This is a genomic window from Paenibacillus sp. 1-8, assembly GCF_056316205.1.
The window spans coordinates 1284335-1308340 of the sequence record NZ_CM149995.1; the positions used below are offsets into that span (position 1 = coordinate 1284335).

Below are 24006 nucleotides of genomic sequence, written 5' to 3' on the forward strand. Positions count from 1 at the left end.
AATTACCGCTACAGATTATGCGTGCCGGGGTATATTGCAACCTATTTTCAGCAAGAATCAATCAATAGGGTCGTTTTGCGTTTAAAGAGGTAGAGAGTAACAGATCAGAAGGGGGTGCTGCATGATATGCTGCCCAATAATCGTTTTTTTCGCCTGACTACAGGTATTGTCATGCTCTTGCTCATCATTTACTTGGGCACCAAAGTAAGTTTTATATTCAGTCCTATCGTATCTCTGGTCAGCCTGCTGGTTGTACCGTTGATGCTGTCCTTTTTTTTCTACTATTTATTGAGGCCAGTGGTAGATTTGATGGAACGAAGAAAAATCAAGCGTCCCGTCTCCATTTTGCTGATTTATCTGGTCATTGCCGCGCTGCTGTTTATTTTCTCATGGGGTGTATGGCCTACATTGCGTGATCAGGTAACGAATTTATTTGAAAATGCGCCGAAGCTCATTAGCAGTCTGGTTGATCAATTGAGCCAATGGCGGCATAATCAATCCTTGAGACAAGTGCTGCCTCCGGGGGAAGATCCGCTGTCACGACTGTCAGATACGTTGAATGAGGCTTTTTCAGCTCTGTCCGATTATTCGGTTAAGCTGGTATCGTTCGTATCCTACTTTTTTATCGTCGTGGCTACCTTTCCGATTTTGCTCTACTACATGCTGAAGGAGGGGAGCAAGTTTGGTCCCAAAATGCTAAACTTCTTTCCTAAAAAATATCACAAGGACGCGCTGGAGGTCATGGAGGATATCGACAGTGCGCTCAGCAGCTTTATCGTGAGTCGGGTGCTGATAAATGTCGCGCTGGGTATTATGATGTTCCTTGGCTTTCTAATCATCGGTCTGCCTTACGCCTTGCTGCTTGCGGTCATTTCGATTTTTCTCAATTTTATCCCTTACGTGGGGGCTGTGGCGGCTTCCATACCCGTCGTCATTATCGGGCTTCTTGAATCACCTTCCATGGCGATCTGGTCGCTGGTCGTCGTGATCGCTGCCCAGCAAATTCAGGACAATTGGTTGTCACCTGTTGTGTTTGGCAAGCAACTGGATATTCATCCGCTGACCGTCGTCATACTGTTATTGGTAGGTGGTGACTTGCTCGGCATTTTGGGTATCGTTTTGGTTATTCCGCTGTACATGTGCGCTAAAATAGTGATACGCAAGGTGTATCATTTATTTTTGGAACGCAGGGTGGAGGATATAATGGAGTGAATGGAGGATAGGATGGAGTAAATGGAATTATCCCGTTTCTGATTGCAGGGTCGCTTGACTGGTTTCCCTGTCTTTGCGAATACCGGATTGTGATTCAAGATCAGAGTCGTCAGTTGAAGCAGACGGTTCTGCGTCTTGCGTTCGGATCATCTGACTCGTACCGTCCAGTACGCCGCCTTCGGAGATGACCAGCGCGGCGGCGGCTACCTTGCCATACAGTCCGCCCGTAGGCGTAATCGTCAGTCGTCCCTCTGTGGTGATGCTGCCGAATACCTTGCCCGCAAGGATGACGTCTCGTGCGATGATATCCGAACGCACGACAGCAGATTCCCCGATCACGACGGCGCGAGTGCTGCGGATATCGCCCTGAAAATGGCCATCAATTCGAATATTGGCCTCAGCCTCAATCGTACCTTCAAAGCTGGTGCCGTTAGCCAACAGCGTATCGGTTGCAGGAGCGGACAGCTTTTTTTTGGAGTCCTTGAACATGTTGTTTTCCTCCAATCCTTTATTGTACATACAGTAACGGATCGACAGGCTGATTATGCTTGACGATCTGAAAATGAAGATGAGGCCCCGTGCTTCTTCCCGTACTTCCCAGCCTGCCGATCATCTGCCCTTTATGGATTCGATCCCCTGGAGTCACCTGCATACCGCTCAGGTGCATATACCAGGACTGGAGTCCGTCAGGATGCTGGATGATAATGCACTTGCCTCGTGCCCCGCTGGAAGCTGCCTCCAGCACGGTGCCCGCTCCTGCCGCATAGACGGGGTCACCGGTTTGTCCGGCAATATCCACGCCCGAGTGGAAAGCCGATTTGCCCGTAAACGGATCGCTGCGATAACCGAAGCTGGAGGTCATCTGGCGCGAACCCACAGGCCATGCCGAAGGCTTGCCCTGTTCGGCAAGCGCCAGTCTGCGGGTTTGGAGTAACTGTGCGGCTTGCTTCTGCTCAAGGTTCTGCTGTACGGCGTTCGCCTGCTGAATTGAGCGGGGAACCGTGCGTTCTACCGTGTCCAGCAGGGATTCGATTTCCTGAAAATCATCCATAGCTTGACGAGTAAGCATGGCTGTATTTTCATGAACTGTAATCAACTCGCCCCCGGTATGGCCGGAGGCATCCCGGGAGAGAGGGGTCATAGTCGATTTGTTGCTACTGGTGGCAGAGGATTTTCCATGTTTACGGATAAATTGCTGCATTTGCTGTTCCAGCTCCGTTACTCGCTGGAGGCGTTCGCGAATACTGGTCGCCTGATTCGTCAGCTCCATGACTTCGCGGCGCAATCGCCCGATTGCCGCATCCTTGTCCGCCACCGTAACCTCCATCTGCAAGCTCTGGACGGCAAGATTCGTTTCCATTTGGGAAATGATATGGGAAGAACGGATTTGCAGCCCGATCACGAGTGTAGAGATGGACGCGATCACAAGGGTCGGGACGAGAATGACAGCGGCTGTAGTGCATTGCAACTGCTTGGGTGGTTGCTGTGCATCTCGAATGACGAGCAAGGTCATCCGGCGATTTAGGCTTCCTTTTTTCATAATCGCTCCTTTCCGGACATCGCTCCTATAGTGCTTGGTTACTATCTATTCAGCTTAAGGGGCAAACATGTCAAAAAAATTGGAGCTTGGTATAAAACATAGATACATAAGGAGGCTTAAACATGCTGTGGTTGCTGTTGGTTTTAATTATTTTTATTTTTCAGACCGGGACGATCCTGCTCTTTGAATTTCGCAAGCCGTCCAAGGCGGTAGCCTGGCTCTTTATTTTGTTCTGCTTCCCGCTCATCGGCTTTGTCGTGTACTACTTTGTTGCACAGGATTATAAGAAGCGCAAAATGGTGCGAAAAGCGGGATCACAGCTATTTCGTGAATTCCGCGAGCGCCTGTGGTCACAATCGAGGGTGATTGAGAATGTGGAACAAATGCACAATCCTCATTTCAAGCACCAGGAGCGTCTGTTTAACCAGCTAATTCGCATGTCGGAAAATCCGTTGACCGGCTGTAATCGCACCCGTGTGCTAACGAATGGGGAGGAGACCTTTGAGGCGATGCTGACAGCGATGGAACGGGCGCAGCATCATATCCATGTGGAGTTTTACATATTCCGGGCGGACGACATCGGTACCCAGTTTCAGGAGCTCATGATCCGCAAGGCGCGTGAGGGGGTGAGGGTTCGGTTCGTTGTGGACGGCGTGGGGAGCTACAATTTGCCCTATTCCTTTATTCGTGCCTGTGGTGAGGCAGGTGTAGAGTTTCATTATTTTCTGCCCCCGTTTTTCGCCACGCTGGATCGCCGGATTAACTACCGGAATCACCGTAAAATCGTAGTGGTGGACGGATTGATCGGGTTTGTTGGAGGCATAAATGTGGGCGATGATTACCTCGGCAAATACCCCAAGGTGGGATTTTGGCGGGACACGCATTTGCAGATTGAAGGAGATAGCGTCTATTTTCTGCAAAATGCATTTCTGAGCGACTGGAAGCTGGCCTCCGGGGAACGGCTGATGGATGAGAATTTATTTCCGCCGCATGCCTGTGAAGGAGATGAGGAAGTACAGATTTTGAGCAGCGGTCCCGATCAGGTATGGGATACGATTCAGGAAATGTGCTTTGGTGCGCTGGCGGTTGCCAAGAAGCGGATTTGGATTACCACGCCGTATTTTATTCCCGATCCGGGGATTTATGAGGCGCTTAAGCTGGCGGCGGTCAGTGGTGTCGATGTAAAGATTATTATTCCATATCAATCGGATTCGAAGCTGGTTCATCTGGCGTCTCTATCCTATGTTCAAGAATTGCTGGAGGCGGGGGTGGGGTTCTACCAATACCGTAAAGGGTTTATTCACGCCAAGGTTGTCATTGTGGATGATTTGCTCGGCTCGGTCGGGACCGCCAATATGGACATGCGCAGCTTTTTCTATAATTTTGAGTTGACCGCTGTACTCTTTGCCCGGTCAGCGCTGGAGCACCTGTCGGCCGATTTTGAAGAGGACCTGTCCAACTCCTCACACATTGATTTAAAGGTGTTCCGCAGACGTCCACGATTACAGAAAACAGTTGAAATTCTGGCTCGCATGCTCTCTCCGCTCCTTTAAAGGCGGTTTTCGTCGTTTTTATCAATATAATCCCGCTTTATTGAGGTTTATGTGCTTTTTGCTAACTTTTTTACGCAAAATCACAGTTTTATGATATACTATTCATATAACACAAGCGCCGTAAAGGAGAGGGGACTGCGGATAGCAGCCCCTTTTTCGGTCCAATATACCATACTGTAACGGGGGGATTTATATATGAGTGTAGTAAGCAAGGAAGTCCAAAATCTGTCTGAAATCACAGATGTGACCGGAGAGTTGACCAAGATCAGCAAAATACCAGCCAATCCTAAAAATAAAGCAAAACGCCTATTCCAGCGTGCGGCCATGATTATTTTTGGAGCGGCGCTCATGGCAGTGGGATTGGAAATATTCCTGGTTCCTAACGGCGTTATCGACGGAGGCGTCACAGGTATTTCCATTATGGCCTCCAAGATTACTGGCTACCCGCTCGGCATTTTTTTGACCCTGTTGAACCTTCCATTTTTGGTTATCGGCTACAAGCAAATCGGTAAAACCTTCGCTTTATGCACATTATTCGGCATTATCGTGATGTCCATCGGAACCACGTTACTTCACAGTGTAAATGCGTTGACCCCTGGCGAACCACTGCTCGGCGCTATTTTTGGCGGTGTCATTCTCGGCGTTGGGGTAGGTCTTGTCATCCGGTCCGGCGGCTCGCTGGATGGAACAGAGATCGTAGCTATTCTCGTCAATGAAAAAACTCCTTTTTCGGTCGGTGAGATCGTACTTTTCGTTAACATCTTCATTCTGGGCAGCTCAGGCTTTGTATTCGGTTGGCCGAATGCCCTGTATTCCATGATTGCTTATTATATTGCGATGAAAATGATTGATATTACCATCGAAGGTCTGGATCAGTCCAAATCAGTCTGGATTATTAGTGAAAAATACCGCGACATCGGGGATGCCCTGACGGACCGTCTTGGACGGGGCGTAACCTATCTGGAAGGTGAGGGCGGCTTTACAGGCGAAAGCAAGAAAGTCATTTTCGTTGTCATCACCCGTCTGGAAGAAGCGAAGCTGAAGACCATCGTTGAAGATTGGGACCCACATGCCTTTGTGGCGATTGGTAACATTCACGATGTGAAGGGCGGACGCTTCAAGAAAAAAGGAATACACTAGCGCAAGGGGACGATTCCTCAGTCGATTTTACGGCTGTGGAGTTCGTCCCCTTTTTTATTTGGCGCGCATATGCTTGAGAACATCCTCGATGGGCTGGGGAGGGATCTTGGCGATCAAGTCGCCCACCTGATTTAGCCGTTCCTCAATATTCAGCAAATGATAGTCAAGCGGCGATACGTCTTGTCGCACCTCGTCCCATGTCAGTGGGGTGGATACCGTAGCACCAGGGCGTGCTCGCGGGGTATAGGGAGCGGCCAGGGTTTTTCCTTGATAATGCTGCAAATAATCAAAATAGATAGCCGTTCCCCGATCCTTTTTTAACCGTTCCAGTGTGAACAGATGCGGGTGTTTTTCGGTTACGAACTGTCCCACCAGCAGACCGATGCTGCGAAGCTCATCGAAGGTGATGCCTGTGCGGATCGGAACAATAATTTGCACACCCGTGGCTCCGGATGTTTTGGGTACGGAATCCAAACCAAGCGAAGCCAGTACTTCACCGACGATGGACGCCGCTTCCATAATACGTGGTTCGACTTCTCTGGACGGATCAAGGTCAATCATCCATTCACAGGGCAGTGTGCTTCCAGCTTGATGCAGGGAGGGATGAAACTCCAGCGCCGCCTGATTGCCGAGCCATAGCAGTTGTGGCAGCGTGCCGAGCACCATATATTCAATACCGTCATGCTGGAAGGTTTCGATGTAGTCCGGCCGGGGCTGCGGGGCATTTTTCTGGTAAAAAAAATCCCCGTGAATGCCGTGCGGCCAACGGATGACAGTCAGTAAACGGTTGTGGCTATATTTGAGCAGAAAAGGGGCCAGCACCGCAAGCTTGCGAAGATACAGCGCTTTGGTGACGCCAGCTTCGGGCCACAGGGGTTTATCCGGGTTGGTGATAGGAATTTCCAGACCTTCGATGGTAATGATGCCTTTAACAGCTTGTCCCATAACGCTACGCTCCTTCTTTTAGCCTCAGTCTATACAAACCTTCTATTAACAGCCTGGATGATGTACCTGTAGATGTAGTTATGGATTAACATGAGCGTCATGTACAGAATTTATCCGCCAAAGGGATTGACAAGATACAATATGTATCATAAATTTATAATAAAATACGAAATGTATCTATTAAGTGTCTTGAGCAGATTAGAGGAGGCGTTTCCTTGATTGATAAGCAAGGCGAGGGACTGGTTTTCCTGCTTAGTGTCCCCCGAAGTGGAAGCTCGCTAGTGACCACCATTTTACAAAATCACTCCCGCTTGTTTGCCACGCAGGAAATGTGGTTCCTGCTCAGTCTGTATGATCTTCCCCAGTCACAAACACGTCCCTATGGAGGAACCGGAATCATCCGGCAATTTTTTAACGGTATGGTTCCTCGGCACGTATTGGAGCAGGCTTCCCGATCGTATGCACTTGAAATCTATAACGGGCTGCTTGAAGGGACTAACGCAAATATGGTTATCGACAAATCCCCGCGTTACTATACGGTGCTGGAATTTATAGACTGCCTTTTCCCGGCAGCCCGCAGGTTGTGGCTTATCCGTAATCCTTTATCTATCGTGGCTTCATTCAAAAAAGTTAATCAAATGCGCGGCGAACGCTTTCATCTGCTGGAGGAGCTGGAGAGCTCGCATTTTAATATGAAAATGACGGATATTACGGTCGGTTTGTTCCGTTACGCACATTATTTTGCCACACCTCATCCGCTTGCATACCCGCTTGTGTATGAGCAACTTGTAGCTAATCCGGCGGTGGAGATCGGGAAGCTGTGCGATTTTCTGGGTGTAGATTATCAACCGGGTATGGAAAAGTACGGGGACTTTGCGGATACGCCTAAATCCAGTCTGTTTTACAGCATGGGAGCGGGTGATCCGTTCGTGGGGGAGCATGAGCAGACGCATCAGGACTCGGTACATAGCTGGCAACATCTGTTGAACAAAAAGGAAATTGAGCTGTATTGCAGAAGCATCGGAGCTCGTATATTTACACAGCTTGGCTACGGGGAAGCGCTGGAACAGGCCGAGCGTATCACCGGTGTAAAGTTTGAAGAGGAGGCGGATGTGGAGCTACTAAGTCGGCGTACGAGCCAATTTCTCCAACAAAGCGGCTTTGAATGGAAGAACGCTTATCGAATGCTGGAAGAGCAGGATGCGGATAACAGGGAATTCATAATAAAAGCAGGGCAGAAACCTGCACTTCATGATTCTCTAGAGAAGGACGTTGTACAGGTTGTAAATGATAGACGGCTCCAATCGCTGGAAAACAGGCTGGCACATAGCTATGAGGAGCGGAATCGTCTTATCGCACAGCTCAAAACCTACCAAGGCAGAAATCAACGGCTCCGATCTCGTATCCCTTTTGCCCGTCAGTTGTGTCGCTGGGCGTCCGTAGCGTTATCGGGAATGAAAAAAGAAAAAGGGGGGAAAACGTGAGTGCGATTGCCGGAATATACAGCTTTGAGCATGAGTCCGTATGCGCCGAAGAAGGCGTTAAAATGATGCAAGCTCTGCGAAAATATCCCGCCGACCGCGTATGCGCCTGGTGTGAGGGTTCCATATTTTTGGGCTGTCATGCCCAGCATGTGACACCAGAATCCGTTCATGAGCGTCTCCCTTTCTATGACGAGGAACGGAATTTGGCGATCACGGCGGATGCGATTATTGACAATCGTTCCGAGCTGTTTGAACGGCTGGGGGTGGGACAGGAAAGGCGGCAAGACATTACGGACAGCGAGTTGATTTTGCTGGCATACGACAAATGGGCGCTCGATGCAGCCCGCTATCTAATAGGCGATTTTGCCTTTGTTATTTGGGATGCCAAGCGGCACAGATTATATGGCGCTCGGGATATGGCAGGAAGCCGCACGCTGTATACATACCAACATGACCGAGGGTTTGCGTTCAGTACAGTAGTAGCCCCTCTTTTGGCTCTGTCTTCCCTGCGAAAAGAATTGCATGAGCCGTGGCTGGCGGAATTTCTGGCCATCCGCGCCATGCAGGAATCCGTAGATATTGGGATTACTGCTTATAAGCATATAAACCAGCTTCCACCCGCCCATTGGTTCACCATGGAGGAGGGAAAGCGAACCATCCATAAATATGCCTCTTTGGAGGATGTGGAGCCGCTGCGACTCAAAACCGGCGGCGAGTATGTCGAGGCTTTTCGCGAGGTATTTTCACAGGCGGTGAATGCCAGATTGCGCACGCATCGCGCTGTAGGGGCGGCCTTGAGTGGCGGTCTGGATTCCGGTGCGGTTGCCAGCCTTGCCGCGCCGTCCCTGCGATTGCAGCAAAAGCCTCTTCATGCGTACAGTTATGTACCCGTACAGGATTTTACGGATTGGACACCGTCGACACTGCTGGCGAATGAACGGGCTTATATCCAATCCACGGCTCGATATGTGGGCAACATTCACGAAAATTACCTGGATTTTGAGGGGAAAAGTCCATTTTCAGAAATTGATATCTGGCTGGAATTGATGGAAGCTCCCTATAAATATTTTGAAAATTCGTTCTGGATCAGGGGTTTTTATGAAAAAGCACAAGAGGAAAATGTAGGTGTGCTACTGACTGGGGCGCGAGGAAATTTTACCATTTCGTGGGGACCTGCACTGGACTATTATGCCCGTCAGCTTCGTCGTTTTCACTGGCTGCAATCCTTTCAGGGGTTGTGGGGGTACAGCAAGCTGACCGGAAGGCGGATGTCCCAATTATTACCCGTGATGCTGAAAAAAGCGACCACGCTTGACTCCCGTTTATGGTTAGGTGGCGGCAATCGAAGTCCTGTTCCTTCACTCATTCACCCGGAGTTCGCCAAGCGGATGAATGTGGAGGACATTCCGGCTTTGAGCGGAACCGGATGGATGAAGAACGCTGATCAGACGAGAAAAGAGAAATTCACGAATTTGGCGATTGCGAACAAAAATGGTGTAGTCGCGACCAAGCTGTCGCTGCGTTATGGTCTGTGGGAGCGCGACCCGACCGGAGACAGTCGGGTAATCCGCTTTTGCCTGTCGGTGCCCTTTGAGCAGTATGTGCAAAACGGCCGGGATCGCGCACTCATTCGCGGAGCCATGCGGGATTATTTGCCCGATGATGTCCGGTTGAACCAGCGTGTACGCGGTGTACAGCCTGCGGATTGGCTACACCGTATGCTCCCCTGCTGGGAGACGTTTATGGGGGAGCTTCAACTGCTGTGCCATGATTTACATGCCGCCGAATTTCTCAATATCGATGTCATTAAAATGGCTATGGCGAAGTTTCGCCAACCGCGACCGGAGCAGGCGTCCGATCCCAACATACGGCTGCTGATGCACAGTCTGATTGTGTACCGTTTTATACGCAGATTTAACTGATCCGGTCTATCCGGTCAGACAGCTACGTCGTTCGTTGGAGGGGAGGTGATGACATGAGTAAAAAAGAATGGCAGGAGCCCACCATAGAGGTGCTGGATATTAACCAGACGATGGCAGGTAAGGGCTGGAAAGAAATTGACTGGGTATCTGATCACGACGCTGACCTGGTTAATCCAAGCTAACAGATGACATACATGATTCTTTAAGCGGGCTATATTCGTTGCACAAAGCCGTCTTTATTTCTATTGGGTTGAAGGCGTTGCTCAATGAAATAAAGGCGGGATTTTTAAAGAGCAGGGGGAGAGGGTCCTATCGTGCATGACAGTAGTACACGTAGTATCAGTTTGGAGGTATATACGGCATTTGGGCTCAAGATTGCCAGTGAGCTGGAATTACCTGAACTGATGCCCGCAGCGCCGGGAGTGGTGGAGGATGTGGTTATTCGTCAGGCTGATTTGACTGAATGGGGCGAACAACTGGAGCAAACGCATTTTATGATAGAGGGCGAGAGCTTTATGTTTCACGTACCGGGTACGGCTATTTATGCTGTCAGGGGTGGCAAAGAGGTTGAGGTATGCGTATACCACGGAGCTGATCCTGACACCGTGCGTTTGTTTGTGCTCGGCACATGCATGGGCGTGCTTCTGTTACAGAGAAGGATATTGCCTCTTCACGGGAGTGCGGTAGTCATTGGAGGCAAGGCCTATGCTTTCGTGGGCGAATCCGGAGCAGGAAAATCGACACTGGCTGCTGCTTTTACACAGGCAGGCTATAAGATAGTCAGTGATGATGTTATTGCTGTGCAAGCTACGGCTTCCAAAACCATAGTCTATCCAGCTTACCCGCAGCAAAAATTAGGTTTGGAAAGCATGCTCCAGCTTGAGGCTTTACAGGAAAATAAACATGGACATTTGCGTAAGCTTACAGGTGAGCTGAATAAATATGCCGTGCCAACAGTCGATTCTTTTCACAACGAGCCGCTTCCCCTGGGAGGTGTATTCGAGCTGGTGGCAGAGTCCCCAAGCCGTGAGTTCCAACGCGAAGGGGAGTTAAAGGCGGTTATGGAACATTCTTTGAACATGCTGGAATGCTTGCATACGTTATTGCTTCATACATATCGCAGGGTAGTTATTCCGCGAATGAGTCTGGGTGAATGGCATTTTGGAACGGCAGCCCGGGTGGCCCGGCAGGTGGAGGGCTGGCGACTACTGAGGGATAGCTCGGCTTTTACCGCGTCCGAGATTGTACACCGGGTACTTGATATCATTTGCAGGGAGGAAGACAGCTATGGCAGCTAATCATTCGACAAAGGATCATGACCGTGTCATTCACGGTGAGGAAGTGTATGTCAGTGACATGGACGGGGAAAAGGTCATGATGAGCATCAACACAGGAAAATATTATAATCTTGGCTTCACGGGAGGACGAATCTGGGAACTGGCGGAATCCTGCCCTTCACTTGGGGAGATCGTAGCTGCTCTGACGGATGAATATGAAGTGGACGAGGAACGGTGCAGGCAGCAAGTACATACCTTTGTGGCTGAACTGGAACGGGAAGGACTGCTAAAGCTTCTGCGGGAGTCGGTTTAAAATGTGGGTTCAACGCCTTCGTCGTCTATCCCCGGAGGTCAGGAGACTGCTGCCGGAAGCCTGGCTGCAACTGGGATGGGCGCGTCTTCATCAGCATCGTCCGTTTGAAGATTATGCACGCGGTTGGGGAATACGGATGGAAGAAACCTCTTGGGAATGTGATGCCCGGCAGAAGCAATCCGTGCGGCATATTTCACATGCTGTGGAGCTGGCGAGCCGTTATACCCCTTGGCGCAGTAGCTGTCTTGTGCAGGCTGCCGCCGCAATGACATTGCTGGGTCGCAGAAAGCTGGACTGCACGCTGTATCTTGGCACAGCCAAGACTACTGCGGGACATTTGGCGGCACATGCCTGGGTGCGGAGTGGACCGATTTATGTTACGGGCGAACGGGAGATGGGGGCGTTTACCGTGGTGGGCACCTTCGGCAGGCGTGCTGTGACGGCCCACAATACGAAGATTGCTGAAAGTATGTCCACCAATACTGTTCTGGAACCTGACCGTTGGAATGAGGATCAGGAATTGACGCTGCTGCTCTTTTTACTGCGAAAAGATGCTACTTCAAAGCTGGATGCAGTCCATGCTGCTGATCTGTATGGATTGGATTGGACCCGCTTGTTGCGGCTGGCAGAACACCACCGGGTGGTACCTGCGGCATATCTCCAGTTGAAAAAAATAAATCATCCGGCCATTCCTGCTGAATTGCTGCGCAACCTTCAGGCGCAATATCACCGGAACACCCTGCGTATGCTACACCTGCAAGCGGAAGCCGGACGTGTGACCGGGCTGCTCATGAATCATGGCATCCGTGTACTTATGCTCAAGGGTCCTGTCTTGGCGCAGCAATTGTACGGGGATGTTTCACTGCGTACCTCCAAGGACGTGGATCTGCTCATTGCCCCGGACGACATGGATCAGGCGGAGCATTGGATGCGGGAAGCCGGTTATGTATCCAAAAGCGGAGAAGTACGTGTACTGGGCAGTTGGAAATGGAAGGACCATCATGCGTCCTTTCTTCATCCGCATAAGCGGGTAGAGATAGAGCTGCATTGGCGGCTCCATCCGGATGCAGGCGGAGAACCTTCATTTGACGAGCTGTGGGATCACAGGCAAATGAGTGAAGTCACAGCTACAGGAGCACCCTGTACGTACACGCTTGGCAGCGAGCACCAGTTTCTGTACCTCAGCGCACACGGGGCGCGTCACGGCTGGTTCAGGCTGCGCTGGCTGGTTGACATCGACAGGCTTGCAGTACGCGCCGTCGATTGGGAGGCGCTTCTGCCGATGCTGCGCCGATACGGAGGCCTGCCTGCGGGCGGGCAGGCTTGGGCGCTCGCCGCTGCATTGCTGGGTACGCCGATACCGGAGCCGATGCGTCCGGTATCGGCTACCCGACAGGCGCACAGGCTCGCGCTGAGAGCGCTGGCCTTTATTCGGGCCAGCGTTCCCGGGGCGGCGTACCAGAAAGTCGAACCAACGACCCGCCAGCCAACCAGTCGATCCTATTTGCTCTCCCTAAAGGAGCCTAGCCACCGATTGCTGTACCTGATAAGCCGTTTGCTTCCTTCTACGGGCGATCCGGCGGTTTTACCACTGCCTCGCCAGCTGCATTTTCTGTACATTCCTTTACGTCCATTTCTCTGGCTAAAACGGCGATTCTCAAAGCACTGACCTGATAAGGAGCGTGCATTATGTACCACCTGCGATTATATATGACCAAGCTGTATGCCGTGAATGGCGGTGCTTTATTTCTCAATATTGGATGTATGATCATCGTCAGCTTGCTGGAGGGGCTGGGTATTTACATGCTTGTTCCCATGCTGGCGGCTATCGGCATATTTGGCGGTCATGCAGGGATGTCCTTCCTGTCAGGCGGATTTGATCTTTTCTTGTCAAACATCCCTAAAAGCTGGCTGTTGCCGGGAATGCTGCTGCTTTTTGCGTTACTGCTCATAGGGCAGGCACTTCTTCAGCGTTACCAATCCATTCTGAATTCGCGGATTCAGCAACGGTTCATGCGTTCCCTTCGAATAGACGTGTATACCTCCTTTATGAAGGCCCAGTGGACTTTTTACTTGCGTCAGCGAAAATCTGATTTCAGCCATGTGATGACGACCGAGCTGGCGCGTGTCAGTCAGGGAACCAATCTGCTTCTCCAGCTCACCACAGCCGTTATTTTTACGCTGATCCAGATTGCGCTGGCTTTTTGGCTGTCTCCTTCTTTAACCGGGCTGGTGTTCCTGTGCGGATTGGGGCTGTTTGTCGTGTTTCGTAGATCCATTCAAAATGCTAAACAACTGGGCGACCGTACGACCGAGCTGTCGCAGGTTTATTTTGCCGGGATCACCGACCATATGAACGGGATGAAGGATATTAAAAGCAATCTGCTGGAAACCGCGAATATAGACTGGTTTCGATCCTTGACCCAACGTATGGAGGACAACACGACCCAGTTTGTACGGCAAAATGCCACCACACAATTTTTTCACCGCACGGCGGCTGCCGTGTTTGTCGCTTGCATCATGTTGGTGTCATTGCAATGGTTACACGTCTCTCCTGAAAAGCTGATTGTGCTCATCCTTATATTTTCCCGTTTATGGCCAAGGTTTGCTCTTATTCAAGCGAGTCTGGAATATATTATGTCCATGCTGTCTGCCTTTGAAAGTGTGACCAAGGTACAGCAGGAATGCGAAGCTTTCTCAGATCCATCGCTGACTGCATCTACAACTGCATCTGTACGCCAGCCCTTGTATCTTCGTATTGGCATTGAATGCAGTGGTCTGGATTATCGGTATGAGGGTACAGCAGAGCTTGCATTACACCAAATAAATCTGTTCATCCCCGCTCGGGGAATGACGGCCATTGTGGGGAAATCGGGCGCAGGCAAAAGTACAATGGTTGACGTCCTGATGGGATTTTTACGCCCAACCCAGGGCCAGATTAAAATGGACGGACATGTGCTGGACGACGAGCTGTTGCCACAGTGGCGGCAGTCGTTTGGGTATGTGTCGCAGGACCCTTTTTTGTTTCATGCCACTGTCCGTGAAAATTTGAAGCTGGCCGATGCGAATGCGAGCGAGCAGCAGTTATGGGAAGCGTTACATTTTGCAGCCGCAGACGGCTTTGTTACCAGATTGCCCGAAGGGCTGGACACGGTAATCGGGGATCGCGGCATTCGCCTGTCTGGAGGGGAACGTCAGCGGTTGGTACTGGCGCGGGCTGTCCTGCATCGTCCTCCAGTACTCATTCTGGATGAGGCGACAAGTGCGCTGGATGGGGAGCATGAAGCCGATATTCAGGCGGCGCTGGAGCGGATGAAAGGTCAAATGACGTTGATCGTCATTGCTCACCGTCTGTCGACCATTCGTCATGCCGATCAGATTGTCGTTCTGGAACAGGGCGAGATTATACAGCAGGGGAATTACCGCCAATTGGTACAGGAAGAGCGGGGGGCGTTCAGTCAACTGCTGTCATACCAAAGCAGTGTCATCGCCACCCCTTAGTTACCAGTTCTGCTGGCCTGCTTAAATTCCTACTGGATATTGAATGGGCTTGTCTTTCCGTAAACATATGCTAAACCTGAGCCTTCGTAGTCTCAGGTTTCCTTGCGTTTGGCGGTACTTCTTTTCTTTTTAATCGGAGTTGGAGAAACGACATCTCCTGCCACCGCTTGTTGTGTTGTTGTGGCTGCTGTTTTGCGCGCAGGGCGTTTTTTCACAGCGGCAGGGCCGGGATCGGTAACGACAGGCTTCACTGCCTCGATGCTGGCCTGGAGTGCAGCCATCAGGTCCACGACATTGGTCTGCGGCTGCGACGGAGCGATTCGGATCTCTTCTCCAGCCACTTTATGCTGAATGAGGTCCAGCAGACGCTCGCGGTACTGGTCCGTATATTTTGCTGCATCAAAAGGCGTGGATAGCTGCTCAATGAGCATTTTTGCCATGGTCAGCTCCTTCTCTTTAACTTCCTCCTGTCCCGGCAGATTAGGAACCTGAGACACTGGGCGGATTTCATCCGGGTAAAACATTGTCTCTATCGCCAAGCATTCATCCAGCACACGAATAGCCGCCAGACTGCTTTTGGATCGGATTGAGATTTGAGCAATGCCAATTTTCCCGGTATCCTTCATCGCATTCATAAGCAGTTTGTAAGCATTGGAGCCTGCCTGATCCGGGGACAAATAATATGTTTTTTGAAAATAAATCGGATCAATTTCCTGCAAGTCCACAAAGTCCAGAATGACGATATTTTTGTCCGCCTGTCCACTGATTTGCTCCAGCTCCTCCTTATCGAACATGACGAATTTTCCTTTTTCGTACTCATAGCCTTTACCAATTTCCTCCCATTCGACCTCCTTGTCACAAACGGGACACTTCCGTACATAACTGAGCGGACTTCCGCACTCCTTGTGAATATAACGCATGGAAATATCCTTATCCTCTGTAGCTGAAAACATCTTAACGGGCACATGAACCAGTCCAAAGCTGATTGCGCCTTTCCAGACCGTATGCATTACGCCGCTCCTCCTTTCTTATGTGTGATATCAAGTATCAGCATTTTGCATCCTTCGATTCCAACGCTCGGCTGTGAGCAATCCATTTTTCATTTAGATTTTTCACTTAGTATGCTTCGGAGAAAGGAATGTATGAGGTGTAAAGAAAAGAGCAAGCCAACTAATCTGCCTTCTGAGGTATGACTACATCGCATAACACAATGATTTGAAGTTGTTAAGTTACATTAGTTATATTAAGATAAGGGATAACCAACGATTTTGACATTTTATAAGAAAGGAGTGTTCATGTCATGAAGAAAAGATCATTAAACTTTATATCTTTTGGATATGGATACTCGACTGCTGTTTTTTTCTAAAATCATTTTTATGGGTGGAGTCTGCCTAAAAATGGTTAGAAGAAACGGTAGAAAAATTTTAAAATGACGAGGTCGATTAAATGAAAAATGAAAAAATAACTAGAAAAAACCCGGCAGGTATGCCGAAACCAGTAGGGAATTACACACATATAACTAAAATTCCCAGAAATTCAGAGCTATTCGTGACTTCGGGTCAAGTTGGAGTAGATCAGAATGGCCAATTCCCAGAAAGCCTTAACCTACAAATCAGCAATACTTTTAATAACATTAAATCAGTTTTGGACGCCGAACAATTAACCGCTGACAATATTATAAAAGTAAATGTATGGGCAACTGAGCAGATAGATTGGGATTACATGTATTCCCAATGGGAAAAGTTATTCGGGAATGATTATCCTGCAATGACTATCGGCTACCTTACTGCTCTAGGATTGCCTGAAATAAAAATTGAAATTGAAATTTGGGCAGCTAAAGCATAAAAATAATACGTACCTCATTTATGGGATGGAATCATAGATAGCCCCGGTCTTCGTGAGAAGCTGGGGCTGTTTTATGTTTAAATTCACGAAAAATGTACATCCGCCGTCGCAAGCAAACGCACTAAACGATGACTGAGCATCGCATTGTGATGAGCTATCCGCATCTGCATCCTTCGATTCCAATGCCTTGGCTGTGAGCAAATCATTTTTATGCTTCGTACAAAGGATTTGTATGAGGTGTAAATGAAGGCTGCGAATTGCTTCCGCTTGCGCATGGTTGCAGCAATTTTGGTGCATAGTAAGGCATATCCGTTTCAAAAGGAGGTACACAATTTATGACCGGAAAATCCTATCCTCAGCAAATCAGGCATCGTGTGGGTAAAAGCCATATCGCTTTTCGGGGACCCGCCGGAGGCGAACAGGATGCATTGCCGCCCGAGTTTGCCCTTTCCCATGGAATCCAGCCGCCTTTTCCCGTAGCTGTAGCTCATGTGGATTTGGAGGCTGTAGTTTCAACCTCTCCTTCTCACAGCTTTCCATCATTAGACGTTGAACGGATTATAGATGAAGACTAGTGACCTATTTTTCTGAATTAATGCACACAACAACAATCAGGAGGGGAAGAATAGCATGAACGTGGACCGAGCAAAAGCTATTTATGATTCATCCGAAAATATTGCCGTACAATTGGATGGCAAACCGATCTGGATTGAGCATGTAGACGAAGCGAACGGTATGGCAACAGTACAGATAGGCAGCAGACCCGGCAATACGCAAACCGTCCGTGTGGATCGTCTGGAAGAACAATAGGAGAGGGGCACCAAACAGATTTTTTCCCATAGTATGGGGTGTATGGTGGCTTGATCTTGGACAGCTATAGGCTTTCATCGTAGAATGCTGCTTGAATGGTTCCGCTCCACCCCCAAAAAGGCTCGCAATTGCTCAATGAGCAATTAGCGAACCTTATTTGTAATAATGAAAAGCTGTTTTGATCCCTGTCTTACAAACAGGGGTCAGTCTCTATCTCCCCTTAAGGGCTTGTTCCGTTCCCATGACCTTCACACTGCAATGGCCTTCAAATGTGGTGAAACTATCAGCTCAGCCTCTGTTGCCATTTGAACATCTTCCACCGACAAACCCGGGGCAATTTCCTTTAGCATCAGCCCTCTACCCGGAATAACATCGATGACAGCCTTTTCGGTTACTATGGTCTTTACAACATTTACAGCGGTCAGGGGCAGCTTGCATTGCTTCAGTATTTTCGGCGCCCCATTTTTGTTCACATGCTCCATGGCTACAATCACTCTCTTGGCTCCAACCACCAAATCCATGGCTCCCCCCATGCCTGGCACCTTTTTTCCAGGGATCATCCAGCTTGCAAGGTTGCCTTTCTCATCGACCTCCAGGGCGCCCAAAACGGTGATATCCACATGCCCTCCGCGGATGATGGAAAATGAAAGTGCACTGTCAAAAAAGCATGCTCCTTCCATAGTTGTAACGTAGTTTCCGCCTGAATCGATACAATCGAGTCTTTCTTTTCCCTGAGCCGCTTTGGGGCCTACACCGAGGATTCCGTTCTCAGCCTGCAGCATAATATGAATGTTTTCGGGGATATAGTCCACTACCATTGTAGGCATTCCAACACCAAGGTTGACAACTTCGCCATTTTTGAATTCCTGGGCTATTCTTCGAGCAATGAATTCTCTGTTATTCATGCGTTTCCACCCACCTTTACAATTGCGTCGATAAATATTCCGGGAACGTTGACATGATTGGGGTCAATTTCTCCCGTCTTTACGTATTCGTCTATCTGAGCAACTACATACTCTGCCGCTGTAGCCATAACCATATTGAAGTTGCGTGAAGAGCCGTTAATGACAAGATTTCCCTCTTCATCAGCCTTATGGGCTCTGATTAGCGCCACATCCGCTTTGAGCGGCAGTTCGAGCAAATATTCCCTTTCGTCAATTTCTATTTTCTTTTTTCCTTCCTCTACCATGGTGCCTACACCTACAGGTGTTAAAACACCGCCCAAACCGGCTCCCCCTGCGCGTATTTTTTCAGCGAGCGTGCCTTGCGGGAAGAGTTGGACCTCCGCTTCTTTCGTCATAAGGAGCCTTCCCGTTTCCGGATTGGAGCCGATATAGGATGCAAAAATCCGTTTTACTCTGCCGCTTTTTACAAGGTTATAGATAGATAATTCCGGCGTGCCTGTGTCATTGGAAATAATTGTGAGATTGCTGGCGGAATTTGTGTCGACAAGCGCACGTACCAGATCCTCCGGAAAGCCTCCTGCCAGAAAACCTCCGACCATCACCGTGTCTCCGTCTTTGATCTTCTTAACTGCTTCTTCAGCGGAGATTACTTTGTTATTCATGGTTCCTTCTCCTTATATATATATTTTTAGGAAAGCAAACTTTATTGGAGATAATCGTAGAGAACTCTTCCATATGGGAGCGTTAAATCGGCAATAAAATGTTTTCCGCCAATATAAGCTTTTACCGGCAAATCTGCCACAGGAGCGTTGACATGGGGGATCAGGCTTAATCTGGCAGGCCCTGACCAGGCGCCTTTTACAGTAATGTTATCGAGATTATACGCTACTAACTGAGCGATTTTGGGGGTACCATCAACATCAGGAATTAATTTTAAATTAACTTGCGTTTTTGCGATGGCTTTAGCCGTTTCCTTTTCATCAAGAATGTTATATTTGAAAGGCATAGTTCCCGTGGCCACCAGGACGTGATTATAATGCAATGTACCCGTCAGCGTCTCCGTTTCCTCCACGCTCAGGCGAGGCTTCGCCCATTTTTTCGGAAATCCCCAGATTTCACGTCCCCCAAGAATAGCAGGCGCGTTATCCAAATACATTTGGGCAACAAAATTACAGGGTTCTCCATGAAAAGTACACGGAATGACAATACCGCTTTCCTCATAGCTTCCTAACCCGGATGAATCGGGCATCTTGATCCATTCATAGGAAACGGTATTGCTTCCATCCGGCTGAAGAGGTTCCGGAACCGCCTGTCTAATCGCAGCGGGATCGGATTCATAGGTAATGATAAAAAATTCCCGGTTGATGAAGCGGTATGGTGGGCGCCCGTAGCTGCCGCTAGCCGCAGGCATGGATTGTAGTGAAAGTACATCTTTTTGATTCATAGAGATCTCCCTTCCTTTTAAGAGGTAGTTCTAAAAGTCATCCTGAACACGCACTTTAAATAAGTGCATTTTCAACCAGCATCGCTATTCCCATTCCCGTTCCGATGCATAACGAGGCGATGCCGTAACGTGAAGATCTTCGTACCATTTCATGCACCAGCGTAACCAATATTCTGGCACCGCTTGCACCGACAGGATGTCCGATCGCGATCGCGCCGCCATTGACATTCACCTTCTCCGGATTGACCCCAAGCTCTTTCAATACCGCTAATGCTTGTGCGGCGAACGCTTCATTAATTTCAAAAAGATCAATGGCATCGATGGATATTCCCTGTTGCTTAAGAAGTGACGAAATGGCTTTCACCGGTCCCATTCCCATATATGCAGGGTCAACGCCAACAAGTGTATAACCCTTGATATATGCCAATGGCTTTAATGCATGTTCCTTACATTTGTCTTCCGACACTACAAGCATAGCCGCCGCGCCATCATTGATTCCCGAAGCATTCCCGGCGGTAACCGTTCCATTCTCCTTAAACGCAGGTTTTAATTGAGAAAGTTTTTCTTTCGTTGTATTTCCTCTTATATGCTCGTCCTCTGTGAAAGAAATCGTTTCTTTTTTGTTTTTGATCATGACCGGAACAATCTGCTCTGCAAAAACCTTCTTGTTTTTTGCTTCTACGGCCTTTATCTGGCTTTCATAGGCAAATTCATCCTGCTCAAGTCTTGAAATTCCATATTTCTCAGCAACATTTTCTGCGGTAATTCCCATATGGTAATTGTTGATCGGGCACGTTAGGCCGTCGGCCACCAGGGAGTCTACCAATTCACCGTTGCCAAGCTTGTAGCCGTTTCTTGCATTCCTTAGCAGATAAGGGGCGTTCGACATGCTCTCCATGCCTCCGGCCAAGACGATGTTGGCTTGTTCCGCCAATATTGAGTTGTAGGCTAAAGCAACGGCATGAAGTCCTGAACCGCAAACCGTGTTTATCGTTGATTCGGGTACATCAATGGGGATACCGGCTTTTAGTGCCGCCTGTCTGGCAGGATTTTGGCCATTGCCTGCCTGAAGAACATTTCCCAAATAAATTTGATCAATCAAAGAAGGCTCTAATTTACTTTGCTGAAGGCATGCTGTCATCACAGTTGCTCCCAGTTCAGGAGCGCTTAGGGGCGCGAGGGTTTTGTTAAAAGAGCCCACCGCTGTTCTCAACGGGCTTACTAAAGCTACTTTTTTCATTAAAATTCACATTCCTTTCGCTGTGTTCAAGACACAATACATCCATGACTGCACTTCAATTCGTAATTTCCGCTCTTAACTTATGAAACGCAGCGACTGCAAGATCCATTTGTATGCGGGCATATCATGGTGCCTAAGACGGTGAGTGTGACGGTTCGATCGCCTTCTCTCGTTGGAAATTAAAACCATTTACATCATAGTTCTAATGCAGATTTTGCTCAATGTTCAAATATATACATATATTTATATACAAGTACGTATAAAGCCATATACTCTAAAATATATAGGCCATTCTAATGTTTTCTGTTAATTTCTTGATTTTTCTGAAAATCATGATCTCAAATTGAATTTTATGTTAAAAACGAAATTTGTAATCAACGCGTGAAAAAACGAGGCCAATCGTTGAGTTTGCACACCTTCCTCTTAATCACGTCCTTCCTTTTCTTCGCAAATAGCACCTAACTTATCGCTGGGAAATAAAAAAAGCCCTCCAGAATTTTCTGAAGACGGCTTTGCCTTTAAATATTCATGATCTTCGTCATATTGTGCTAGCTTGCTTCTTGCTAACGGTGTCTCTCGAAAGGGCGCTTTTTTATATTGTCTAATTCAGGAAACGGGGTGTATAGTATGATTAATATTTTAGGGGAAGTGAGCCGTATGGACTTTAACATATGCTTGTTCGATGATTTTGAAACATTGGATGTATTCGGACCCGTTGAGATTTTTGGTCGCCTACCAGAAGTTTATGACTTAAAATATTTCTCTTTGGACGGAGGAATTATGGAGAGCAGGCAAAAGACCAAGATTGTTACTGAACCCATTGCACAGGTAAAGCCCAATGGTATATTCATGATCCCAGGCGGACAGGGGACAAGAAGTTTAATCCATGACGATAAATTTATGAAACAGATCACTGAGATTGCGGAACAGTCCTATTTTTGTATAACTGTCTGTACAGGTTCTGCACTACTTGCCAAAACAGGCTTGTTAAAAAACAGGCGTGCCACATCCAATAAATTAGCCTTTGATTGGGTCAAATCTATCGACACGGAAGTTGACTGGATTCCAAACGCAAGATGGGTAGTAGATGGAAAGTTCTATACTTCATCCGGTGTATCTGCTGGAATGGATATGTCCTTAGGCTTTGTTGCCGACCAATTTGGTCTTGAAAAAGCTAGGCAGGTTGCCAATCAAATTGAATACATTTGGAATGCCAATAAAAATGATGACCCCTTTGCGAGATAGCAAAAAAACCTGTGAATTGGATCAAATAGAGCTTTATTTACTGCTTTTTATAAAATTAAGTTTAATGTCTCCACGATTGTTTAGCCACAGCAATTCGTTAATTAGAAATGTCATGCTATCCATAGTATGTAGTCTGTCAATTGTATTGGATACAGCCTCCATAAGGTCACACTGAATGTTTTCTGCCAGTTGGAGTCCACCGCTGTCACCGTCGACGAATAAGTGGGTATGTTCAGGATGGTCTACTTTGAGCACATGCCGAAGCCACAAACGCTCGTCTTCTATGTGAAAAAAGTATTGTCCGTCGTAAATGATCCCCTCAAATATCTCATAATTATGAGATTGATCATAGGGTCCAAATACCATCGCTGCCCGTTCTAGTACGAGTGAATTTGTTTTTGTTTTTATAAACATATGTTTACCCCCTGTTGGATAGTTATTGTATTTTGAAACGGTAACATATTGCTAATAACGAAAGGTTTTGCTACGATGAAAAGAAGATAAAAAGTAGTTAACATATCAATATGTCAACATTTTGTGCATGAATGAATAATATCTAATATTGTTCTATATGTCAACATCCTGTGCTTATTTTTTGGAGGAATTTTATGAACCCTTTAAGTATACGTTGTCGCCTTGGTGATATTATGCGAGAGCGGGGACTGCAAAACAAAGATGTAGTGGATTTAACAGGAGTGAGTCGAAACACCATTACTTCGCTTGCTGGTAACGCAACCAAACGGATAGATTACGATACACTAGGTGCATTGTGTCGAGGATTAGGTGTAACTCCGGGTGATCTTCTAGAGTACATACCGAATGCCAAAGAAAATATTGAATAAACTTATGTAGAATCCATATACCTGAGTTACCAATAGCATTGACGTTATAACGTCAGTGTTTTTTTATTCTGCGGTTTTTTGGGGTAAACAAAAAAGAAGCCGACTTGCTTGAAAGCAGTCGGCATGGAACGTAAAGGTTTTACTTCAACAACTCACGAAAAATGTACTTCCTCCGTTGCAAGCAAACGTACAAAACGATTACCGAGCATCTCATTGTGGTGGGCAACGATTTGTTCTCCGCTCAGCACGTTGCTATTAAATGTACTGTGCGCATCCGACACAAGCACATTATTCTGGTACCCCAGACTGTAGGCGTTTCGACAGGTCGTGTCGAGGCAGAACTCGGTCTGCATCCCGGCGATGATGAGGCGATCAGCATCCAGTTCCTTCAGTACATCGCCCAATTCAGTTTGGTAAAAGCTGTCCCAGGATGATTTACGGACAATCCGCTCATGGGGAAGAGGACGCACTACATCTGCTATGGCCCACCCTATGCTGTTTTCCCGAAAATCCTCGTCCGTCTCGCTGGTATGCTGGATAAAAATAACGGGCGTACCTGCTGCTCTGGCTTTGGTCAAAAGCTGCTGCAAATGCTCTACAACCTCCTGCTCTCGATACAGCTTCTCTTCATACATAAACATAGCCTGCTGCACGTCAATCATGAGTAAAACGTTTTGTCCCATCGTTTCGCTTCCCTCCCCGTATGTTACATCTATCTTACAATAGCATGTCTTCATGTCTTGCGGCGACATAAGGTGAACTATATAATAAAGGACAAGTTGGAACGG

Annotated in this window: 25 protein-coding genes and 1 pseudogene; 16 read left to right on the forward strand and 10 right to left on the reverse strand. The window is 48.0% G+C overall.

Features of this window, described 5'->3' with window-relative positions:
- Nucleotides 1-126: 126 nt before the first annotated feature.
- Nucleotides 127-1212, forward strand: coding sequence for an AI-2E family transporter (locus AC0WRU_RS05940; RefSeq protein ID WP_476127624.1), 1086 nt, complete (start codon nucleotides 127-129; stop codon nucleotides 1210-1212).
- A gap of 27 nt (nucleotides 1213-1239) precedes the next feature.
- Here the strand turns inward: AC0WRU_RS05940 and AC0WRU_RS05945 are convergent, their stop codons facing one another.
- Together AC0WRU_RS05945 and AC0WRU_RS05950 are read right to left on the reverse strand one after the other, a co-directional pair.
- Nucleotides 1240-1701: a bactofilin family protein gene (locus tag AC0WRU_RS05945; protein ID WP_476127625.1), complete on the reverse strand. Its 462-nt coding sequence runs from the start codon at nucleotides 1699-1701 to the stop codon at nucleotides 1240-1242.
- A gap of 19 nt (nucleotides 1702-1720) precedes the next feature.
- The gene (locus AC0WRU_RS05950) at nucleotides 1721-2752 is read right to left on the reverse strand and encodes a M23 family metallopeptidase (RefSeq protein WP_476127626.1); all 1032 of its coding nucleotides are present in this window, start codon (nucleotides 2750-2752) and stop codon (nucleotides 1721-1723) included.
- A gap of 122 nt (nucleotides 2753-2874) precedes the next feature.
- Here AC0WRU_RS05950 and cls point away from each other — a divergent pair, with 122 nt between their 5' ends.
- Together cls and AC0WRU_RS05960 are read left to right on the forward strand one after the other, a co-directional pair.
- Complete coding sequence (gene cls, locus AC0WRU_RS05955) at nucleotides 2875-4305, forward strand: cardiolipin synthase (RefSeq protein WP_476127627.1); 1431 nt, start codon at nucleotides 2875-2877, stop codon at nucleotides 4303-4305.
- A 195-nt stretch (nucleotides 4306-4500) separates the two neighbouring features.
- Nucleotides 4501-5445, forward strand: a complete 945-nt coding sequence (locus AC0WRU_RS05960; protein WP_476127628.1) for a YitT family protein — start codon at nucleotides 4501-4503, stop codon at nucleotides 5443-5445.
- A gap of 54 nt (nucleotides 5446-5499) precedes the next feature.
- On the opposite strand, the gene ligD is transcribed toward AC0WRU_RS05960, so the two are convergent.
- On the reverse strand, nucleotides 5500-6390 hold the full coding sequence (gene ligD, locus AC0WRU_RS05965; RefSeq protein ID WP_476127629.1) for a non-homologous end-joining DNA ligase: 891 nt from the start codon (nucleotides 6388-6390) through the stop codon (nucleotides 5500-5502).
- A gap of 215 nt (nucleotides 6391-6605) precedes the next feature.
- On the opposite strand from ligD, the gene AC0WRU_RS05970 reads away from it, so the two are divergent.
- From AC0WRU_RS05970 to AC0WRU_RS06005, 8 genes and pseudogenes are all read left to right on the forward strand, one after another.
- Nucleotides 6606-7874: a sulfotransferase family protein gene (locus tag AC0WRU_RS05970; RefSeq protein WP_476127630.1), complete on the forward strand. Its 1269-nt coding sequence runs from the start codon at nucleotides 6606-6608 to the stop codon at nucleotides 7872-7874.
- Nucleotides 7871-9796 carry an asparagine synthase-related protein gene (locus tag AC0WRU_RS05975; RefSeq protein ID WP_476127631.1) on the forward strand — a complete coding sequence of 642 codons (1926 nt, stop codon included), beginning with the start codon at nucleotides 7871-7873 and terminating at the stop codon, nucleotides 9794-9796. Before AC0WRU_RS05970 ends, AC0WRU_RS05975 begins: the two co-directional genes overlap by 4 nt.
- A 53-nt stretch (nucleotides 9797-9849) precedes the next feature.
- On the forward strand, nucleotides 9850-9978 hold the full coding sequence (locus tag AC0WRU_RS05980) for a paeninodin family lasso peptide (RefSeq protein ID WP_149094479.1): 129 nt from the start codon (nucleotides 9850-9852) through the stop codon (nucleotides 9976-9978).
- Nucleotides 9979-10110: 132 nt separating this feature from the next.
- Nucleotides 10111-11094: a serine kinase gene (locus AC0WRU_RS05985; RefSeq protein WP_476127632.1), complete on the forward strand. Its 984-nt coding sequence runs from the start codon at nucleotides 10111-10113 to the stop codon at nucleotides 11092-11094.
- A complete protein-coding gene (locus AC0WRU_RS05990) occupies nucleotides 11084-11386 on the forward strand; it encodes a lasso peptide biosynthesis PqqD family chaperone (protein ID WP_025683018.1) in 303 nt (100 codons plus the stop codon). Before AC0WRU_RS05985 ends, AC0WRU_RS05990 begins: the two co-directional genes overlap by 11 nt.
- 1 nt (nucleotide 11387) lies before the next feature.
- A pseudogene (locus AC0WRU_RS05995) lies at nucleotides 11388-11849 on the forward strand (lasso peptide biosynthesis B2 protein); the annotation flags it as partial.
- Between the two features lie 6 nt (nucleotides 11850-11855).
- Nucleotides 11856-13055: a nucleotidyltransferase domain-containing protein gene (locus AC0WRU_RS06000; protein ID WP_476128584.1), complete on the forward strand. Its 1200-nt coding sequence runs from the start codon at nucleotides 11856-11858 to the stop codon at nucleotides 13053-13055.
- Between the two features lie 20 nt (nucleotides 13056-13075).
- Nucleotides 13076-14887, forward strand: a complete 1812-nt coding sequence (locus AC0WRU_RS06005) for an ABC transporter ATP-binding protein (protein WP_476127633.1) — start codon at nucleotides 13076-13078, stop codon at nucleotides 14885-14887.
- 92 nt (nucleotides 14888-14979) lie between these two features.
- Here the strand turns inward: AC0WRU_RS06005 and ku are convergent, their stop codons facing one another.
- A complete protein-coding gene (gene ku / locus AC0WRU_RS06010; protein ID WP_476127634.1) occupies nucleotides 14980-15897 on the reverse strand; it encodes a non-homologous end joining protein Ku in 918 nt (305 codons plus the stop codon).
- A gap of 436 nt (nucleotides 15898-16333) precedes the next feature.
- On the opposite strand from ku, the gene AC0WRU_RS06015 reads away from it, so the two are divergent.
- The 3 genes from AC0WRU_RS06015 to AC0WRU_RS06025 all read left to right on the forward strand — a co-directional run bounded on the left by AC0WRU_RS06015 (nucleotide 16334) and on the right by AC0WRU_RS06025 (nucleotide 17542).
- Nucleotides 16334-16732 carry a RidA family protein gene (locus AC0WRU_RS06015; protein WP_476127635.1) on the forward strand — a complete coding sequence of 133 codons (399 nt, stop codon included), beginning with the start codon at nucleotides 16334-16336 and terminating at the stop codon, nucleotides 16730-16732.
- A 335-nt stretch (nucleotides 16733-17067) separates the two neighbouring features.
- Entirely contained in the window at nucleotides 17068-17307 is a 240-nt protein-coding gene (locus AC0WRU_RS06020; RefSeq protein WP_476127636.1) for a hypothetical protein, read from the forward strand.
- A gap of 55 nt (nucleotides 17308-17362) precedes the next feature.
- Nucleotides 17363-17542, forward strand: coding sequence for an H-type small acid-soluble spore protein (locus AC0WRU_RS06025; protein WP_341162030.1), 180 nt, complete (start codon nucleotides 17363-17365; stop codon nucleotides 17540-17542).
- 248 nt (nucleotides 17543-17790) lie between these two features.
- On the opposite strand, the gene AC0WRU_RS06030 is transcribed toward AC0WRU_RS06025, so the two are convergent.
- The 4 genes from AC0WRU_RS06030 to AC0WRU_RS06045 are packed head-to-tail and all read right to left on the reverse strand — an operon-like array spanning nucleotide 17791 to nucleotide 21131.
- Nucleotides 17791-18447: a 3-oxoacid CoA-transferase subunit B gene (locus AC0WRU_RS06030; RefSeq protein WP_476127637.1), complete on the reverse strand. Its 657-nt coding sequence runs from the start codon at nucleotides 18445-18447 to the stop codon at nucleotides 17791-17793.
- Entirely contained in the window at nucleotides 18444-19109 is a 666-nt protein-coding gene (locus tag AC0WRU_RS06035) for a CoA transferase subunit A (protein WP_025685251.1), read from the reverse strand. Before AC0WRU_RS06035 ends, AC0WRU_RS06030 begins: the two co-directional genes overlap by 4 nt.
- Before the next feature lie 41 nt (nucleotides 19110-19150).
- Nucleotides 19151-19891 carry an acetoacetate decarboxylase gene (locus tag AC0WRU_RS06040; protein WP_476127638.1) on the reverse strand — a complete coding sequence of 247 codons (741 nt, stop codon included), beginning with the start codon at nucleotides 19889-19891 and terminating at the stop codon, nucleotides 19151-19153.
- Between the two features lie 55 nt (nucleotides 19892-19946).
- Nucleotides 19947-21131 carry an acetyl-CoA C-acetyltransferase gene (locus AC0WRU_RS06045; RefSeq protein ID WP_476127639.1) on the reverse strand — a complete coding sequence of 395 codons (1185 nt, stop codon included), beginning with the start codon at nucleotides 21129-21131 and terminating at the stop codon, nucleotides 19947-19949.
- A 627-nt stretch (nucleotides 21132-21758) separates the two neighbouring features.
- On the opposite strand from AC0WRU_RS06045, the gene AC0WRU_RS06050 reads away from it, so the two are divergent.
- Nucleotides 21759-22376 (forward strand): DJ-1/PfpI family protein, encoded by a 618-nt coding sequence (locus tag AC0WRU_RS06050; RefSeq protein ID WP_476127640.1) that lies wholly within the window; start codon nucleotides 21759-21761, stop codon nucleotides 22374-22376.
- Nucleotides 22377-22409: 33 nt separating this feature from the next.
- Here AC0WRU_RS06050 and AC0WRU_RS06055 read toward each other — a convergent pair whose 3' ends face one another.
- Nucleotides 22410-22790, reverse strand: coding sequence for a hypothetical protein (locus AC0WRU_RS06055; RefSeq protein ID WP_025685247.1), 381 nt, complete (start codon nucleotides 22788-22790; stop codon nucleotides 22410-22412).
- A gap of 194 nt (nucleotides 22791-22984) precedes the next feature.
- Between AC0WRU_RS06055 and AC0WRU_RS06060 the strand changes: the two genes are divergently transcribed.
- A complete protein-coding gene (locus AC0WRU_RS06060) occupies nucleotides 22985-23218 on the forward strand; it encodes a helix-turn-helix domain-containing protein (RefSeq protein ID WP_226001615.1) in 234 nt (77 codons plus the stop codon).
- A gap of 152 nt (nucleotides 23219-23370) precedes the next feature.
- Here AC0WRU_RS06060 and AC0WRU_RS06065 read toward each other — a convergent pair whose 3' ends face one another.
- Entirely contained in the window at nucleotides 23371-23901 is a 531-nt protein-coding gene (locus AC0WRU_RS06065) for a cysteine hydrolase family protein (RefSeq protein ID WP_476127641.1), read from the reverse strand.
- Nucleotides 23902-24006 lie beyond the last annotated feature (105 nt).